Annotated in this window: 13 protein-coding genes; 7 read left to right on the top strand and 6 right to left on the bottom strand. The window is 72.9% G+C overall.

The features are described 5' to 3' along the window. Positions 1–95: 95 nt before the first annotated feature. On the top strand, positions 96–1,595 hold the full coding sequence (uxaC, locus tag OHL10_RS01685; protein ID WP_265520408.1) for a glucuronate isomerase: 1,500 nt from the start codon (positions 96–98) through the stop codon (positions 1,593–1,595). A gap of 49 nt (positions 1,596–1,644) precedes the next feature. Next, positions 1,645–2,940: a D-mannonate dehydratase ManD gene (gene manD, locus OHL10_RS01680; protein WP_265520407.1), complete on the top strand. Its 1,296-nt coding sequence runs from the start codon at positions 1,645–1,647 to the stop codon at positions 2,938–2,940. A 91-nt stretch (positions 2,941–3,031) separates the two neighbouring features. Here the strand turns inward: manD and OHL10_RS01675 are convergent, their stop codons facing one another. The 5 genes from OHL10_RS01675 to OHL10_RS01655 all read right to left on the bottom strand — a co-directional run bounded on the left by OHL10_RS01675 (position 3,032) and on the right by OHL10_RS01655 (position 9,311). Then, positions 3,032–4,597, bottom strand: coding sequence for a UxaA family hydrolase (locus OHL10_RS01675; RefSeq protein WP_265520406.1), 1,566 nt, complete (start codon positions 4,595–4,597; stop codon positions 3,032–3,034). After that, entirely contained in the window at positions 4,594–5,955 is a 1,362-nt protein-coding gene (locus OHL10_RS01670; protein WP_265520405.1) for a Gfo/Idh/MocA family protein, read from the bottom strand. Before OHL10_RS01670 ends, OHL10_RS01675 begins: the two co-directional genes overlap by 4 nt. Positions 5,956–6,041: 86 nt before the next feature. Then, positions 6,042–7,388 carry an ABC transporter substrate-binding protein gene (locus OHL10_RS01665; protein WP_265520404.1) on the bottom strand — a complete coding sequence of 449 codons (1,347 nt, stop codon included), beginning with the start codon at positions 7,386–7,388 and terminating at the stop codon, positions 6,042–6,044. A 59-nt stretch (positions 7,389–7,447) separates the two neighbouring features. After that, positions 7,448–8,377 carry a carbohydrate ABC transporter permease gene (locus OHL10_RS01660; protein WP_425498906.1) on the bottom strand — a complete coding sequence of 310 codons (930 nt, stop codon included), beginning with the start codon at positions 8,375–8,377 and terminating at the stop codon, positions 7,448–7,450. Further along, entirely contained in the window at positions 8,370–9,311 is a 942-nt protein-coding gene (locus OHL10_RS01655; protein ID WP_265520403.1) for a carbohydrate ABC transporter permease, read from the bottom strand. Before OHL10_RS01655 ends, OHL10_RS01660 begins: the two co-directional genes overlap by 8 nt. Before the next feature lie 277 nt (positions 9,312–9,588). On the opposite strand from OHL10_RS01655, the gene OHL10_RS01650 reads away from it, so the two are divergent. Together OHL10_RS01650 and OHL10_RS01645 are read left to right on the top strand one after the other, a co-directional pair. Next, positions 9,589–11,598, top strand: a complete 2,010-nt coding sequence (locus OHL10_RS01650) for a DUF6807 family protein (protein ID WP_425498905.1) — start codon at positions 9,589–9,591, stop codon at positions 11,596–11,598. Then, positions 11,591–12,796: a Gfo/Idh/MocA family protein gene (locus OHL10_RS01645; RefSeq protein WP_265520401.1), complete on the top strand. Its 1,206-nt coding sequence runs from the start codon at positions 11,591–11,593 to the stop codon at positions 12,794–12,796. The genes OHL10_RS01650 and OHL10_RS01645 overlap by 8 nt, the downstream gene beginning before the upstream one ends. 288 nt (positions 12,797–13,084) lie before the next feature. On the opposite strand, the gene OHL10_RS01640 is transcribed toward OHL10_RS01645, so the two are convergent. After that, positions 13,085–13,798, bottom strand: a complete 714-nt coding sequence (locus OHL10_RS01640; RefSeq protein ID WP_265520400.1) for a FadR/GntR family transcriptional regulator — start codon at positions 13,796–13,798, stop codon at positions 13,085–13,087. A gap of 139 nt (positions 13,799–13,937) precedes the next feature. Here OHL10_RS01640 and OHL10_RS01635 point away from each other — a divergent pair, with 139 nt between their 5' ends. From OHL10_RS01635 to OHL10_RS01625, 3 genes are read left to right on the top strand one after another with little or no spacing between them, the layout of a single operon-like run. Beyond that, positions 13,938–14,756, top strand: a complete 819-nt coding sequence (locus tag OHL10_RS01635) for a (Fe-S)-binding protein (protein WP_265520399.1) — start codon at positions 13,938–13,940, stop codon at positions 14,754–14,756. Then, positions 14,753–16,336 carry a LutB/LldF family L-lactate oxidation iron-sulfur protein gene (locus OHL10_RS01630; protein WP_265520398.1) on the top strand — a complete coding sequence of 528 codons (1,584 nt, stop codon included), beginning with the start codon at positions 14,753–14,755 and terminating at the stop codon, positions 16,334–16,336. The genes OHL10_RS01635 and OHL10_RS01630 overlap by 4 nt, the downstream gene beginning before the upstream one ends. Further along, on the top strand, positions 16,333–16,995 hold the full coding sequence (locus OHL10_RS01625) for a LutC/YkgG family protein (protein ID WP_265520397.1): 663 nt from the start codon (positions 16,333–16,335) through the stop codon (positions 16,993–16,995). The genes OHL10_RS01630 and OHL10_RS01625 overlap by 4 nt, the downstream gene beginning before the upstream one ends. Positions 16,996–16,999: the final 4 nt, after the last annotated feature.

Genomic DNA, 16,999 nt, shown 5'->3' with positions numbered 1-16,999 from the left:
ACCGTGCGAACGATTGGCAACTGTGCTCGCTTCGATACAGGACCACTTGTTGGAGTAGCATGCAAACGTTCGCATCCACGTCTCAGGAGGATCACTTGACCAGCACGGCCCACCGTCACACGACCACCGCGCCGGCCTCGTGGTCGCTCCACCCCGACCGCGCCCTGCCCGCCGACACGGCGCTGCGCCCGCTGGCACGCGAGATCTACGCCGCCACCGCCGGCCTGCCCGTCGTGTCGATGCACGGGCACGTCGACGCGGGCCTGCTCGCCGACGACGCCCCGTTCGGTGACCCGGCCGAGCTGTTCATCACCCCCGACCACTACCTCGTGCGCATGCTCGTCGCGCAGAGCACCTCCCGCCACGGAGCCCCCGGGGTCGACGGTGTGCACAGCCTCGGGGTCTCCCCCGTGGGCTCCGCCCCGCAGGGCACGCCGGCCGCCGAGACGGACCCGCGCGAGATCTGGCGACGTTTCTGCGCGGGGTGGCACCTGTACCGCGGGACACCGACGCGATACTGGCTCGAGCACGCGCTCGTCGACGTCTTCGACGCTCCCGTCGCGCCGTCCACCGAGACCGCCGACGAGCTGTTCGACCACCTCGTGGACCGCCTCGCACGACCGGAGTTCCGCCCGCGGGCGCTCTTCGAGCAGTTCAACATCGAGATCCTCGCCACGACGGACCCGGCGCAGTCCCCGCTCGTCGACCACGCCCGCCTCGCGGCCGACGGGTGGGGCGACCGGGTCGTCCCGACGTTCCGCCCCGACCCGCTGCTCCACGTCGACCGGCCGGACTGGTCGGACCACGTGCGCGCGCTCGGGGAGGCCGCAGGGGCCGACGTCGTCGGCTACGCGAGCTACCTCGACGCCCTGCGTTCCCGCCGGGCCGCGTTCGTCGCGGCCGGTGCTCGCGCGACCGACCACGGCCACCTGTCCGCCGACACGACGCCGCTCGACGACGCCGACGCGGCACGGATCGTCGACGCCGCGCTGCGCGGCGAGGCGTCTGCGGAGGACGCAGCGGCGTTCTCCGCCCACATGCTGTTCCAGATGGCGTCGATGTCCGCCGAGGACGGCCTCGTCATGCAGCTCCACCCCGGGGTGCTGCGCGACCACTGCGGCGAGGTGGTCCGCGCCTACGGCCAGGACAAGGGGTACGACGTCCCGGTGGCCACCGAGTACGTGCACGCGCTGCGGCCCGTGCTGGAGGCGTTCGGCCACCACAAGAACTTCCGGCTCATCGCGTTCACGGTCGACGAGACGTCGTTCTCGCGCGAGCTCGCCCCGCTCGCCGGGGCCTACCCCGCCCTGCGCCTCGGGGCGCCGTGGTGGTTCCTCGACACCCCGGACGGCATGCGGCGCTTCCGCGAGACCGCGACCGACACCGCGGGCTTCTACAACACGAGCGGGTTCGTCGACGACACCCGAGCCTTCTGCTCGATCCCCGCGCGGCACGACCTCGCCCGCCGCGTCGACGCCGGGCACCTCGCCCGCCTGGTCGCCGAGCACCGGCTCGGGCTCGACGAGGCTGTCGAGACCGCCGTCGACCTTGCCTACCACCTGCCGAAGGCCTCCTACCCGCGGCCCGGCGCCTGACCCCGACCCCAGCACCGCATCCCCCGCACCCGACTCGACGGAGAGCCTGATGACGACCCACACCCCGACGACGCCCACCCCGCAGGGCTCGACCGCGCCGTCCGCCACGCCCGGCGGTACCGCGATCCGTTCGGCGGAGGTGCTCGTCTCGAGCCCGGGCCGCAACTTCGTCACGCTGCGCATCACGACCTCCGACGGCGTCACCGGGCTCGGCGACGCCACGCTCAACGGCCGCGAGCTCGCCGTCGCGTCCTACCTGCGGGACCACGTCGTGCCGCTGCTGATCGGGCGCGACGCGCACACCATCGAGGACACGTGGCAGTTCCTCTACCGCAGCGCCTACTGGCGCCGCGGACCGGTGACGATGGCCGCGATCGCGGCGGTCGACGTCGCGCTGTGGGACATCAAGGCGAAGCTCGCCGGACTGCCGCTGTACCAGCTCCTGGGCGGGGCCTCCCGGCGGGGCATCATGGCGTACGGGCACGCGTCCGGCCGTGACCTGCCCGAGCTGTTCGACTCGATCCGCCAGCACCTCGACGAGGGCTACCGCTCGATCCGCGTGCAGACGTCGGTCCCGGGCGTCGACGCCGTCTACGGCGTCGCGGCGCAGGCGTCCGAGGGCGGGCGCTACGACTACGAACCCGCGCGGCGGGCGCCGCTGCCGGCAGAGGAGGACTGGGACACCCGCGCCTACCTGCGCCACGTCCCGGGCGTCTTCGAGGCGGTCCGCGCCGAGTTCGGGCCGGAGCTGCCGCTCCTGCACGACGGCCACCACCGCATGACCCCGATCCAGGCGGCGCGGCTCGGCAAGGACCTCGAGCCGTACGACCTCTTCTGGCTCGAGGACTGCACCCCCGCCGAGAACCAGGAGGCCCTGCGCCTGGTCCGGCACCACACGACGACACCGCTCGCGATCGGCGAGATCTTCAACACGGTCTGGGACTACCAGACGATCATCCGTGAGCAGCTCGTCGACTACGTGCGCTCGGCCGTGACCCACACGGGCGGCATCACGGCCCTGCGCCGCATCCTCGACTTCGCAGCGCAGTACCAGATCAAGTCGGGCATCCACGGGCCGACCGACATCTCGCCGGTCGGCATGGCCGCCGCGCTGCACCTTGACCTCGCGATCCACAACTTCGGGATCCAGGAGTACATGAAGCACTCGCCGCTCACCGACGAGGTGTTCCGGCAGTCGTTCACGTTCGTCGACGGCCACCTGCACCCGGGCGACGCCCCGGGTCTCGGCGTCGAGCACGACGACGAGGCCGCCGCCCGCTTCGAGTACCAGCCCGCCTACCTGCCGTTCAACCGGCTCAAGGACGGCACGGTCCACGACTGGTGACCTCCTCGCTGAGTGCATGAGAACGGCTGGCTCGAATCGCTTCGAGCCAGCCGTTCTCATGCACTCAGCGTCGGGTGGGTGACAGGCGGTCCTATGTCACCGTGCCGAGCTGCCAGGGGACGAACTCCTCGCCACCGAGGTCGAGCTCCTCGCTGACGGTCTGCTCCCCCGACGCGACGGCGAGGATGCGCGCGAAGATCTCGTCGCCGACCTGCTCGAGGGTCGCGTCGCCCGTGACGATGCGACCGCAGTCGATGTCGATGTCCTCGGCCATCCGTTCGTAGAGCTCGCTGTTGGTCCCGAGCTTGATCGACGGCGTGGGCTTGCACCCGAACACGGACCCGCGGCCGGTCGTGAAGCACACGACGGTCGCACCGCCGGCGACGATGCCCGTGACGGAGACGGGGTCGTACCCGGGCGTGTCCATGAAGACGAAGCCCTTGGTGTCGAGGGGGTCGGCGTACTCGTGGACGGCCGCGAGGTCGGCCTGCCCGCCCTTGGCGACCGCACCGAGCGACTTCTCGAGGATCGTCGTCAGGCCGCCGGCCTTGTTGCCGGGCGAGGGGTTGTTGTCGAGGCTCCCGCCGCCGGCGGCGGCGTAGCCCTGCCACCACTCCAGGCGGTCCAGCAGGCGCTGGGCGACCTCGGGGGTCACCGCGCGCCGGGTGAGCAGGTGCTCGGCGCCGAACACCTCAGGCGTCTCCGCGAGCACCGACGTGCCGCCGTAGGCGACGAGCCGGTCGGACGCCTGGCCGAGCGCCGGGTTCGCGGTGATCCCCGAGTACCCGTCGGAGCCGCCGCAGTTCAGCCCGAGCACCAGCTCGGAGACGTCGCAGTCCTCGCGCGCGAAGCGCGCGTCGATCTCGTCGGCCATCTCCCGCACGGCGGCGACCCCGGCGCGCACGGTCGCACGGACACCGCCCGAGTCCTGGATGGTCAGGGTCCGCACCAGGGTGTCGGGCGAGACCTGCGCGCCCGCGAGGATCGTGTCGACGGCGATCATCTCGCAGCCGAGGCCGAGCACGAGGATGCCGGTGACGTTGGGGTGCTGGGCGTACCCGCGCAGCGTGCGCAGGAGCACCTGGGCGCCCTCGCTCGCGGGCACGAGGCCGCACCCGGAGGTGTGGGTGAGCGCGACGACGCCGTCGACGTCGCCGTAGGCGTCCATCGCGAGCCCGCGGAACTGGTCGGCGATCATCCGCGCGGTGCTGGCCGAGCAGTTGACCGACGTGAGGATCGCGACGTAGCTGCGGGTGCCGACCTTCCCGTCCGCGCGGCGGTACCCGCGGAACGTGGGGCGCGGCCCGGGCGGGACCGCCAGCTCGACGTGCTGGCCCCCGAGCTCGTGCCCGGTGTGCTCGGAGGTGTCCATCGCGAGGTTGTGCGAGTGCACGTGCTCGCCCGCCGCGACGTCGCGCGTCGCGACACCGATCGACTGGCCGTACTTGTGGACGCGCGCGCCCGCCGCGACGTCGCGCAGCGCGATCTTGTGGCCGCGCGGGACCTCGCCGGCGACGGTCAGGGACTCGCCCTCCACCGTTCCGGACGGGACGCCGTCGACGATCGTCCCGGCCACGAGGTCGCGGGTGGCGACGGCGACGTCGTCACCCGCCCGCAGGACGAGCAGGACGTCGCTCGCGTGGGTCGTGACGGTCATGGGCGCTCCCCGACGTGCAGCCCGAGGTCGGCGATCCGCACCGGTTCCCCGCTCGCGAGGGACCGGTTCGCGGCCAGCCCGACGGCGGTCGAGAGCACCCCGTCCCGCAGGCCTGCCGGCCGACCGAGCGGGTCGTCGCCCGCACCGCGGAACAGGTCCGCGAGCAGGACGGCGTCGCCGCCTCCGTGCGCACCCTCCCCCTGCGGGATCTCGACCTCGCGGGCGGGCTCCCAGTGGCGCTGGACGACGAGCCGCTCGCCGCGCCGGCGTACCGGGTCCACCGAGGCGTCCTCGACCGCGCTCGGGTCGAGCACCAGGCGGCCCTCGTCGCCGACGAGCACGGCGGCGCGCTCGACGACCTCGAGCTCGGCGCGCCCGCGGGTGCCGGTCACCGAGACGCGATACCCCTCCCACGGGCCGTACGCCGTCAGGGAGTAGGTGAGCAGGGCGCCGCGCGAGTACTCGACGAGCACGGACAGGGTGTCCTCGATGCTCACCCCGGGGGCGAACACGTCCTGGTCGCGCCGGTAGCCGTCGTGCTGGGAGGCGTCGCCGTAGAGGCTCGCGAGCCGCGGGTCGTCGTCGAGGTCGAGCGCGAAGGGCGCGGGGTCGGCGGTGGCGGCGCCGGCCCCCGAGTCGCCGTAGAAGCGCAGGCCGCCGCGCGCGACGACGAACGTGGGGTCGTCCGCGAGCCACCAGTTGACCAGGTCGAAGTGGTGGCTCGCCTTGTGCACGAGCAGCCCGCCGGAGGTGGCCTTCTCGCGGTGCCAGCGGCGGAAGTAGTCGGCGCCGTGCATCGTGTCGAGGACCCACTCGAAGTGCACCGAGGTGACCTCGCCGATCTCCCCCGACGCCACGACCTGCTTGAGGGCGGAGTTCCGCGGGGAGTAGCGGTAGTTGAAGGTCAGCACGAGGTCGCGACCCGTGTCCCGCACCGCGGCGAGGATGTCGTGGCAGCCCTCGACGCTCGTGGTCATCGGCTTCTCGAGGACCACGTCGGCACCGGCACGCATGGCGCGCCCGACGACGTCCGCGTGCGTCCGGTCCGGGCTCGTCACCACGACCGTGTCGACCTGCTCGTCGACGATCATGCGCTCGAGGTCCGCGGGTGCGTACGTCGGGCGCGCGGTGCCGACGAGCGCGTCGTAGTACGCCGCCCGCACCGGGTTGGGCTCGCACCACGCCACGAGCTGCCCGACGTCGGCGTGCGGGCCCTGCAGGGCGTCGACGTACATCTGCGCGCGGTGCCCGGTACCTGCCACGGCGTAGCGCCGGCGCTCGGGGGCCGACGGCGGGACGCGGCCGGCGACGGCTGCGGCACCCGGGGCGGCGGGGGCGAGGGACGGGGCGTGGGGCATGTCGGGGGTTTCCTTTCCCGGGTGGGACTCCGGTGGGACGAGCACGGGCGGACCCGGGGCGCAGCCCCGGGTCCGCCCGTCAGGGACTAGCTGCCGGTCGCGGCCTCGACCTCGGCCGTGAACTGTGCGGCGGCCTCCTGCGGGCTGAGCCGGCCGAAGAGGACCTCCGTGTTGATCCGGCGGATGATCTCGACGACCTCACCGGCGCCGACCGGCGGGACGGGCGCGCCGTCGACGATCTCGTCCTCGAGGTCCTCGAGGAACGCGGCGGCCTGCTGCTCCACCGGCGGCAGGAGCTCCTGGATCCCGTCACGCACCGACGTGTTGGCCGGCATGCCGCGGTCGGAGAGCATCAGCTCACCGGCCGCCGGGTCGTTGAGCAGGAAGTCGACGAGCTTCGCGGCGGCCTCCGGGTGCTGGGACGTCTCGGCCACCGAGTAGTACATGGCCGGCTTGAAGTACATGCCGGTCCGCTCGTGCTCCGACTCACCGGGGAAGCGCAGCAGCTCCAGGTCACGGCCGGCGGCCGCGGAGATCGCCCCGAGCTGGTTGGTCCACCACACGCCCATCGCGCCGGTGTTCGTGCCGAGGAGCGACTGCTCGGGGCCGCCGGCGTCGATCTCGACGGACCGCGCGGCGTCGGGCGTGCCACCCGAGTCCTGGAGGTCGAGCGAGGTCTGCCACCAGTCGGCGAGGGTCTGCTCGTCGTAGCCGAGCGTGCCCTCGGGCGTGTAGAGGTTCTGGCCCTGCTGCCGGGCCCAGATCGCGAAGCCGGGCTCGTTGAACCCGTAGTCCTGGGCGCCGAAGACGTCCTCGCCGCTCGCGGAGATCTCCGACGCGATCTCGACGTAGTCGTCCCACGTCCACGTGGTGTCGTCGGGCATCTCGACGCCCGCGTCGGCGAAGATCTGCGGGTCGGCGACGACCGCGTACGCGTTGATCCCGGTCGCGATCCCGTAGAGGCCGCCGTCCACCTCGCCCGACGCGACGACGCCCGGGTCGACCTCGGCCGTGTCGATGTCGAGGGTGCTGAGGTCGGCGAGCACGCCGCGGCTCGCGTAGTCCGCGAGGTAGCGCTCCTCCTGCGTGATGACGTCCGGGGCGTCGCCCGCCGCGACCGTCGTGGACAGCTTGTCCCAGTAGCCGCCCCAGTCGGTGAAGTCACCGACCACGGTGATGTCCGGGTTCTCCGCCATGAAGAGGTCGAGGACCTCCTGCGTCACCTCGTGCCGGGTGTCCGACCCCCACCACGAGAAGCGGATGGTGACGTCCTCCCCCTCCTCGGCGGCGGTCGTGTCGGTGTCGGCCGGGCCTGCGGCGCCGCGGTCACCGCCGCAGGCACCGAGGGCGAGCGCCCCGACGGTCAGCAGCGCGCCGACCTTCAGGAGGGCGCCCCGGGCAGGGCGCTGCCGGTGGGTGATCGATGTACTCATGACTCTCCTTGGGTGCGTGACGAAACGTCGTTGTTTGCCTGCGTACGGACCGTGACCGGCTACTTGATGCCGGTCGTGGCGATGCCCTTGACCAGGTACTTCTGGCCGAAGAGGAAGACGAGGAACACGGGGATCAGGGACACGATCGACATCGCGAAGAGCGAGCCCCACGAGCTCTGGCCGGTCGAGTCGACGAACGTGCGCAGCGCGACCGGGACCGTGTACATGTCGGGTTTGGTGAGGAAGATCAGCTGGCTGAAGAAGTCGTTCCACGTCCAGATGAAGGTGAAGATCGCGGTCGTGGCCAGGGCGGGCACCGACAACGGCAGCATGATGCGGAAGAAGATGCGTCCGTGCCCGCAGCCGTCGAGGCGCGCCGCCTCGTCGAGCTCGGTCGGGATGCCGCGGAAGAACTGCACCATGAGGAAGATGAAGAACGCGTCCGTGGCGAGCAGCTTGGGCACGATCAGCGGCAGGAACGTGTTGATCCACGCCAGCTGGGAGAACAGGATGTACTGCGGCACGATGATGACGTGGATCGGCAGCATGATCGACATGAGCATGATCGCGAACCACAGGGTGCGGCCCTTGAACTTCAGCCGCGCGAACGCGTAGGCCGCGAGCGAGCACGCGAGCAGGTTCCCCAGCAGCGATCCGGCGACGATGATCGCCGAGTTCATGAGGTAGTGGCTGAACGGGTGCAGCAGCGCGTTCCAGCCCTCGGAGTAGTTGCTGAGGTCGACCTCGCTCGGGATGAGGCCGGGCTCGCGGAAGATCAGCGCCGAGGGCTTGAACGAGCTCGCGATCATCCACAGCAGCGGGTAGAGCATCACGAAGCCGAAGGCGATGAGGCCCGTGTGCTTGAGCGCCGACTTCACGCTGGAGCGGCGGCGGAACCGCCGAGGCGGTCCCGGCGGCATCGATGCCGCCAGCTCGGTGAGGGTCGTGGTGGCAGGGGGCGCGGCGTCGCGCACGGTCGCGTCAGTCATTGTAGAAGACCCAGTACTTGGAGGCGAGGAAGTTGACGGCCGTCATCCCGGCGACGATCGCGAGGAGCAGCCAGGCCATGGCGGAGGCGTACCCCATGTCGAGGGCCCCGAAGCCCCGCTGGTACAGGTACAGCGTGTAGAACATCGTCGAGTCGGCGGGACCGCCGGTGCCGCCCGAGACCACGTAGGCCTGGGTGAACGTCTGGAAGGCGTTGATCACCTGCAGGACGAGGTTGAAGAAGATGATCGGCGTCAGCAGCGGGACGGTGATCGAGCGGAACTGGCGGATCTTGCCCGCGCCGTCGATCGACGCGGCCTCGTAGTACATCTGCGGGATCTGCCGCAGGCCGGCGAGGAAGATCACCATCGGTGCCCCGAAGGTCCACACGTTGAGGGCCATCAAGGTGCCGAGCGCGTAGTCGGGGTGCGACACCCACCCCTGGCCCTGGACGCCGAAGAAGGCGAGGACCTGGTTGACCAGACCGTCGGAACCGAAGACCTGGCGCCACAGGATCGCGATGGCGACGCTGCCGCCCAGCAGGGAGGGCAGGTAGTAGACCGACCGGTAGATGGCGAGGCCCTTGAGCCCCCGGTCGAGCAGCAGGGCGAGCGCGAGCGCCGCGGCCAGCTGCAGCGGCACCGAGACGAACACGTAGGTGAACGTGACCTGGAGGGAGTTCAGGAGGCGCGGGTCCTCGAGCATCCGCGAGTAGTTGTCGAGGCCGATCCACTCGGGCGGCTGCAGAAGGTTGTAGTTCGTGAGGGAGAGGTATCCCGAGGCGACCATCGGGCCCGCGGTGATGAGGAGCAGACCGGCGAACCACGGGGCGAGGAAGAGGGCCGCCGCCCGGCCGTCACCGCGTCGCAGGCCCCCACGGGCCCTGGGCCCGCTCGCGGCCTTGCGGGACGAGCGTAGCTCACCGAGGACGGACATCTCTGCCTCCCTCGTCGAGCCCACGCCGTGCGGCGCGCCGCACGTGGATGCGTTCCATCGGCTGACCTTTCGGATCGTCGTTGACCAGAGCCGGTCCTCTTCCGTGAGAAACCGGTTGCTGATCGAGGACTGTAGCACGCAGGGAACCGGTTTCCCATGGTGTACCGTCGGACTGGGCCGCCAGCGTCGGCACGCCCCCCACACACGCTGGGACATCACCGGCCCGCCCCCGCGAACGCGAGCGCGAGGCCCACCGACCGGAAAGCTGGAGGCCACGATGTCGAAGGTGAGCGAGCGACGTCCGACCGTGACGATCGCCGAGGTCGCGAGCGCGGCCGGGGTCTCGCGAGCCACGGTCTCCCGGGTGATGAACGGCCGGTCCACGGTCGACCCGGAGATCAGCCGCCGGGTCCGCGAGGCTGCGGCCGAGCTTCAGTACCGGCCGAGCAACGTCGCGCGGAGCCTGTCCCTCGGGCGGACCGAGACGGTCGCGCTCGTCGTGCCGGACCTCGGCAACCCCCTGTTCCAGCAGATCCTGCGCGGCATCATGAGCGCGGCGGACCCCGACGGCTACCGGGTGCTGGTCGCCGACACCGCGGAGAACCCGAGCGCCGAGGCGGAGATCGCGCTCGAGGCCCGGCTGCGGTGCGACGCCCTCGTCCTCGTCTCACCGCGGATGCCCGAGCAGGACCTGCGCGAGCTGCTCCCCCGCGCGCACCCGGTGGTGCTCGTCAACCGCGAGCTCACCGCACCCCAGCCCGGCTCCGCGGCCACGCCGACGCTGTCCATCGACTTCGCGCACGGCGCGACCGCCGTCGTCGAGCACCTGGTGGCGCTCGGCCACCGCCATCTCGCGTACCTCGCCGGCCCGGTCGGCAGCGCGTCCGACGCGGCACGCCTGCGCGGCCTGCGGGTGGCGCGCGAGCGGCACCCCGACGTGCGCATCGACCACCTGCCCTGCGGGTCGACCGTCGACGCGGGCTTCGCCGCCGCGGACACCGCGCTCGCGACCCGCGCCACCGCGGTGGTCGCGTTCAACGACCTCGTGGCGTTCGGGCTGCTCGCCCGGCTCAACGAGACCGGCGTCGCGGTTCCCGGCGACGTCTCGATCGTCGGCTTCGACGACATCGAGCTCGCCCGCTTCTCGACGCCGTCCCTGACGACGGCGGCCGTCCCGCAGGCAGATCTCGGGCGACGTGCGTGGGAGCGTCTGCGGGCCGTGATCAACGACCCCGGCGTCGACCCGGCCACGCTCGGTCCGACGCAGTTCGAGCCCCGCATCGAGGTGCGGGCGAGCACCGGCCCGGTACCGCCGCCGCGCGGCGCGGCCACACCGTCCGCCCCCGGCCCGCGCTGGCGGTCCGAGGGTGACGCGAGCGTTCTCGCGCTCGGGGACCTGCACCTGGCACGCTACGAGCCCGGCGACCGGATCCCCGCCGTGCACTCGCCCCGCCCGTTCCTGCACCCCGTGCACACGCTCGGCGGCATCGCCCTCACCGATGCCGGGCCGGTGGACCACCGCCACCACTACGGCGCGTCGGTCGCGGTCGCGGACGTCAACGGCACGAGCCACTGGGGCGGACGGACGTTCGTGCGCGACGAGGGCCCGACGCTCCTCGACAACCACGGGCGCCAGGTCAGCGGCGGCGCCCGGGCCGACGGGACCACCCTGCACGACGAGGTCCTCTGGTCCGCCGCCTCGGGCGATCCCCAGGCGCGCGAGGAGCGCACGCTGCGCTGCGAGCTCGTCGCCGAGGCCGCGGGCGGGACGGACGCCTGGGTCCTCGACTGGCGCAGCGCCCTGCACGCCGAGCACGGGGACCTCGTCATCGCGAGCCCGGCGACCAACGGGCGACCCGGCGCGGGCTACGGCGGGCTCTTCTGGCGCGTCGCCCCCGCGGCGACGACCGCCGTGCTCTCGGCGACCGGCGTGGGCGAGGAGCTCGCGCACGGCTCGACGTCACCCTGGGTCGCGTTCGTCCAGGACCACGAGACCGGGCCGACGACGCTCCTGCTCCTCCAGCACGGCGCGCCGCACACGGTGCGCCCCTGGTTCGTGCGGGCGGCCGAGTACCCCGGCGCGGGTCCGGCGCTCGCGTGGGACGAGCCCCTGACCGTCCCGGCGGGCTCGACGCTCGAGATCGGGTTGTCAGCCGTGCTCGTGGATCACGCACTGTCCCTCGAGGAGGCCGCGCACCTCGCAGCCCGGACCGCCGACCGGCTCGCTCGAGGCATCGAGAAGAGCAGCACAGCGGAGAGCAGCAGCGAGGAGACGGCCCGTGCCTGACCTCTCCCGGGCGAGCGGCACCACCGGCGTCACGCGAGTCGCGCGCGTCGCCCTCGTCGGCGCGCACGGCCACGGCGCCTCGCACCTGCGCCGGCTCGTCGACCTGCACACCGCCGGGACCGTCGAGCTGGTCGCCGTCGTCGACCCGCAGGGCCCCGGCGACCAGGAGCACACGCCGTCCGGCACGCGGTGGTTCGCCGCGCTCGACGACCTGCTGGACGGCTCGCCGGACGGCGGGACGCTCGACGGGCTGGGCACTCACCGGCCCGACGTCGTCGTGCTCTGCACCCCGATCCCCACGCACGTGCCGCTGGCGACGGCGGCGCTGCGGGCCGGGTGCGACGTGCTCCTCGAGAAGCCGCCGACCCCGTCGCTCGCCGAGCACGAGGTGCTCGTGCAGGTCGTCGCCGAGACGGGACGGCGGTGCCAGGTCGGCTTCCAGACGTTCGGCTCCACCGCGCTCGACGCGGTCGCCCGGATCGTGGCCGATGGCGAGATCGGCGACGTCGTGCGGATCGGCGCGGTGGGGACGTGGGTCCGCACCGCCGGGTACTGGGCGCGGGCACCGTGGGCCGGCCGACGCCGCATGGGCGGCCGGGACGTCGTCGACGGCGTCGTGACGAACCCGCTCGCGCACGCGGTCGCCACCGCCCTGCGGGTCGCGGGCGTCACCCGCGCGCAGGACGTCGCGTCGGTCGAGGTCGACCTCTACCGGGCGAACCCGATCGAGGCCGACGACACGTCGTCCGTCCGGGTCGTGGCCCACGACGGCACGCAGGTCGCGTGCGGTCTGACGCTCTGCGCCGAGGAGCGCACCCCGGCGCGCGTCGTCGTCCACGGCACGCTCGGCACCGTGACCCTCGGCTACGAGACCGACGTCGTCCATGTCGACGGGACCCGCGGCCGGCGCACCGAGCAGCACACCCGGATCGACCTGCTGGCGGACCTGCTCGCCGCGCGGCAGGACCCCGACGCGGGGTTGCTGTGCGACCTGCGGGACACGGGAGCCTTCACCCGGGTCCTCGAGGCCGTGCGCACCGCCCCCGGTCCCACGCCGATCACCGCCGAGCACGTCACGTGGGTCGGCGAGGATGACGAGCGCCGGCCCGTGGTCCACGACGTCGCCGCCTGGTGCGAGGAGGTGTCCCGGACCGGGCGGACGTTCCGGGACCTCGGCGCTCCCTGGGCGGCCCGCTGACCGCGATCCTCGCCGCGCTCGCCACCATGGGCGCGATCGTCGCGACGCCGTGCCTGCTCTTCTCGACCCTCGCGGCCGCCGACCTCGGGCTGCTGTGGTCGGCCGCGGCGGCGGCGACGGCCACGGTCGTCTGCGCGCTCGGGATGCTGGCGGTCTGCCGCGAATGGTGGCGCGCCGCGTCGCGACCCACCCCCTGCCCCTCGCGACGCCCGCCGGGATCGTGACGACGGTGCTCTGCGTCCCCGCGCTGCTCGTCGTCACGCTCGCGCTGGGCTCCTGAGCCGCCACCTACAGACCGGCCTCCCGGTAGAAGCCCTCGATGTGCTCGCGCACGGCCCGGGCGGCACCGGCCCCGTCGCCCGCGCCGACGGCGGCGAGCACGCCGCGGTGCTCGGCCCGCAGCCGCGTCGCGGTGGTCTCCCACGACGGCAGCCCGGCGCTGCCCGCCGCGACGTAGGACTCGACGGCGCCGCGCAGCCCCGTCATGACGGCCTCGACCAGCGCGTTCCCCGCGAGGCGCACGAGGACGAGGTGGAAGGACGCGTCGAGCTCGTGGAAGGCCGTCGCCGACAGCGCGGGGTCGTCCATCCGGTCGAGCAGGCCGCTCGCCTCGGTGAGGAGCGCGTCGACGGCCTGGGCGTCGACGCTGCCCGCGCCCACCCGCCCTGCCGCCTCGGCGACCGCCCAGGTCTCGAGCAGCACCCGGGTCTCGACGACGTCCCGCACCGCGAGCGTCCCGGAGGCGACGTGCAGGCGCACGGCCGCGCCGAGCCCGGCGGCCGGCCGGTCGATGACGGAGGCGCCGGCGTCGGGCCCCGACCCGACCGCGGTCCGCACGATCCCCATCGCCTCGAGCACCCGCAGCGCCTCGCGGACGGACGGCCGAGAGACGCCGAGCTCCTCGGCGAGGACGCGTTCGCCGGGCAGGCGCTCGCCGAGGGCCCAGCGCCCGGCGGCGAGGTCCGCCTCGATGCGGGCGAGGACGCGTTCGTGGGTGCGCACGGGCCCAGCGTAACGACACGGTGTCATGTGGTCTGACCACATCGTCTACAGTGGTCCCTCTGTGGTCTGACCACAGCCTCGTCGCGCACCGTCGCCGATGCGTCGCGAGACCGGAACCGACTCGCCCCCAGGAGACCGGATGCGTATCGCCCTGACCGCCACCTGTATCGCCGACGTCATGTTCCCGCAGGCCCCCCGCGCCACCGTCCGGCTGCTCGAGCGCCTCGGGCACGAGGTCGTGTTCCCCGAGAAGCAGACCTGCTGCGGCCAGATGCACGTCAACACCGGCTACTTCGACGAGGCCGTGCCGGTGATCCGCCACCACGTCGAGACGTTCGAGCCCGTGCTCGACGGCGAGTGGGACGCGATCGTCGTGCCGTCGGGCTCCTGCACCGGGTCGATCCGCCACCAGCAGGGCATGGTCTGCCGTCGCGCGGGCCTCGACGGCCTGGGGGCGCGGGCCGAGGCCGTCGCGGCCAAGACGTACGAGCTCTCCGAGCTGCTCGTCGACGTGCTCGGCCTGACGGACGTCGGGGCATGGTTCCCCCACCGCGTGACCTACCACCCCACCTGCCACTCGCTGCGGATGATCCGTGTGGGCGACAAGCCGCTGCAGCTGCTGCGCGCCGTCGAGGCCATGAACCTCGTCGAGCTGCCGGACGCCGAGAGCTGCTGCGGGTTCGGCGGGACGTTCGCGCTGAAGAACTCCGACACCTCCACAGCGATGCTCCACGACAAGATGGCGAACGTCTCGTCGACGGGCGCCGCGGTCGTCACGGCGGGCGACTACTCGTGCCTGATGCACATCGGCGGCGGGCTGAGCCGGGCACGCAGCGGGGTCGCGACGATGCACCTGGCAGAGATCCTCGCCTCCACGCGCGAGGACCCGGCGCCGGCACCCGTCGGGGCGCAGGGCACGCAGGAGCGCGCCGGCGCGACCGAGGGCGGTCACCGATGAGCACCTTCCTCGGCCTCCCCCGCCGTCGCACCGTGCCCGACGACGCCGCCCCGTTCGGCGACGTCCCGCACCCCGACGACCCCCTGCGGTGGGGCGAGACATTCCCGGACGCCGCCCGGGCCGCGCTCGCGAACACCCAGCTGCGGACCAACCTGGGCCACGCGACGTCGACCATCCGCGCCAAGCGCGCGCTCGTCGTCGACGAGGTCCCGGACTGGGAGGCGCTGCGCGACGCGGGCTCCGCGATCAAGACCGACGTCATGGCACGCCTGCCCGAGCTCCTCACCGAGCTGGAGCGCAACGTCACCGCACGGGGCGGCGTCGTGCACTGGGCCCGCGACGCCGACGAGGCCAACCGGATCGTCGCGGACCTCGTCAAGGCCACGGGCGAGACCGAGGTCGTCAAGGTCAAGTCGATGGCGACGCAGGAGATCGGCCTCAACGAGGCGCTCGCCGCCGAGGGCATCGCCGCCGTCGAGACCGACCTCGCCGAGCTCATCGTGCAGCTCGCCGACGACATGCCGTCCCACATCCTCGTCCCCGCGATCCACCGCAACCGCGCCGAGATCCGCGAGATCTTCCTGCAGCGCATGGGCGACGTACCCGCCGACCTCACGGACGCACCGCGCGAGCTCGCGATGGCCGCCCGCGCGCACCTGCGGCGCAAGTTCCTCTCCGCGAAGGTCGCGATCAGCGGCGCGAACTTCGGCGTCGTGGACACCGGCACCCTCGCGGTCGTCGAGTCCGAGGGCAACGGGCGGATGTGCCTGACGCTCCCGGAGACGCTCATCACCGTCATGGGCATCGAGAAGCTCGTGCCGACCTACGCCGACCTCGAGGTGTTCCTGCAGCTGCTCCCCCGCTCCTCCACGGGCGAGCGGATGAACCCGTACACGTCCCTGTGGACGGGCGTCACGCCGGGTGACGGGCCGCAGGCGTTCCACCTCGTGCTGCTCGACAACGGCCGGACCGACGTCCTCGCCGACGAGGTCGGCCGCGCCGCCCTGCACTGCATCCGCTGCTCGGCGTGCCTCAACGTGTGCCCGGTCTACGAGCGGGTCGGTGGCCACGCCTACGGCTCGGTCTACCCCGGGCCGATCGGCGCGATCCTCACACCGCAGCTGACGAAGAGCTCGGCCGGGGGCGGCGGGCGGCACGACGACCCGAACTCCGCGCTCCCCTACGCGTCGACGCTGTGCGGCGCGTGCTACGACGTCTGCCCCGTGAAGATCGACATCCCGTCGATCCTCGTCGAGCTGCGGGCGCGCGAGGTCGACGCCGACCGCGAGGGCCGGCCGACGGGGTGGGGCGCCGCGATGAAGGCCGCGTCGTTCGTCATGCGCGACGAGCGGCGGTTCGAGCTCGCCGAGAAGGCGGCGGTGCTCGGCCGCCTGGCCGGCGGTCGCGACGGACGCGTGTCGCGGCTCCCGTTCCCGGGGTCGCGCTGGACGTCGTCGAGAGACCTGCCCGTCCCCGCCCGGCAGAGCTTCCGGTCCTGGTGGGCCGAGGACCACGACGGACCCACGCACAACGAACCCCCGCACGACGGCCCCCCGCACGACGAGGACGATGCACGATGAGCGCGCGCGACGAGGTCCTGGCCAGGGTGCGTGCCGCGCTCTCCGGCGACGGGAAGGCAGGGGCTGCGGCGCCGTCCGCAGCGCAGCCCGCCCGCACGTACCGGACGGCGAGCGAGCACGCACCGGGCTCGGCGACGGCGCTCGAGATCCTCGTGGACCGGCTGGAGGACTACAAGGCGCACGTGCACCGGGCGAGCGGTGACGACGAGGTGGCCCGCGTGGTGGGCGACCTGCTGGCCGACGCACGCTCCGTCGTCGTGCCGCCCCGGCTGCCCGCGGGGTGGACGGACGCGCTCGGGGCGGGCACCGTCGTCGTGCAGGACTCCCGCGAGGACCCTCGCTCGGCGCTCGAGCTGGACGAGGTCGACGCGGTCGTCACCGCGGCCCGCGTCGCGATCGCCGACACGGGCACGATCGTCCTCGACGGTGAACCCGACCAGGGCCGCCGGGCGATCTCGCTCGTTCCCGACCTGCACGTGTGCGTGGTCCGGGCAGAGCAGGTCGTGCACACCGTGCCCGAGGGTGTGCGCCTGCTCGCTGCGTACCCGGGCCGCCCCCAGACCTGGATCTCCGGACCCAGCGCGACGAGCGACATCGAGCTCTCCCGGGTCGAGGGTGTCCACGGCCCGCGGACCCTGCACGTGGTGCTCGTCGGCTGACGGC

Origin of the sequence: Oerskovia flava (assembly GCF_026163685.1) — a bacterium.
Lineage (GTDB): Bacteria > Actinomycetota > Actinomycetes > Actinomycetales > Cellulomonadaceae > Oerskovia_A > Oerskovia_A flava.
This window is presented reverse-complemented; position numbering and strand designations above follow the sequence as displayed.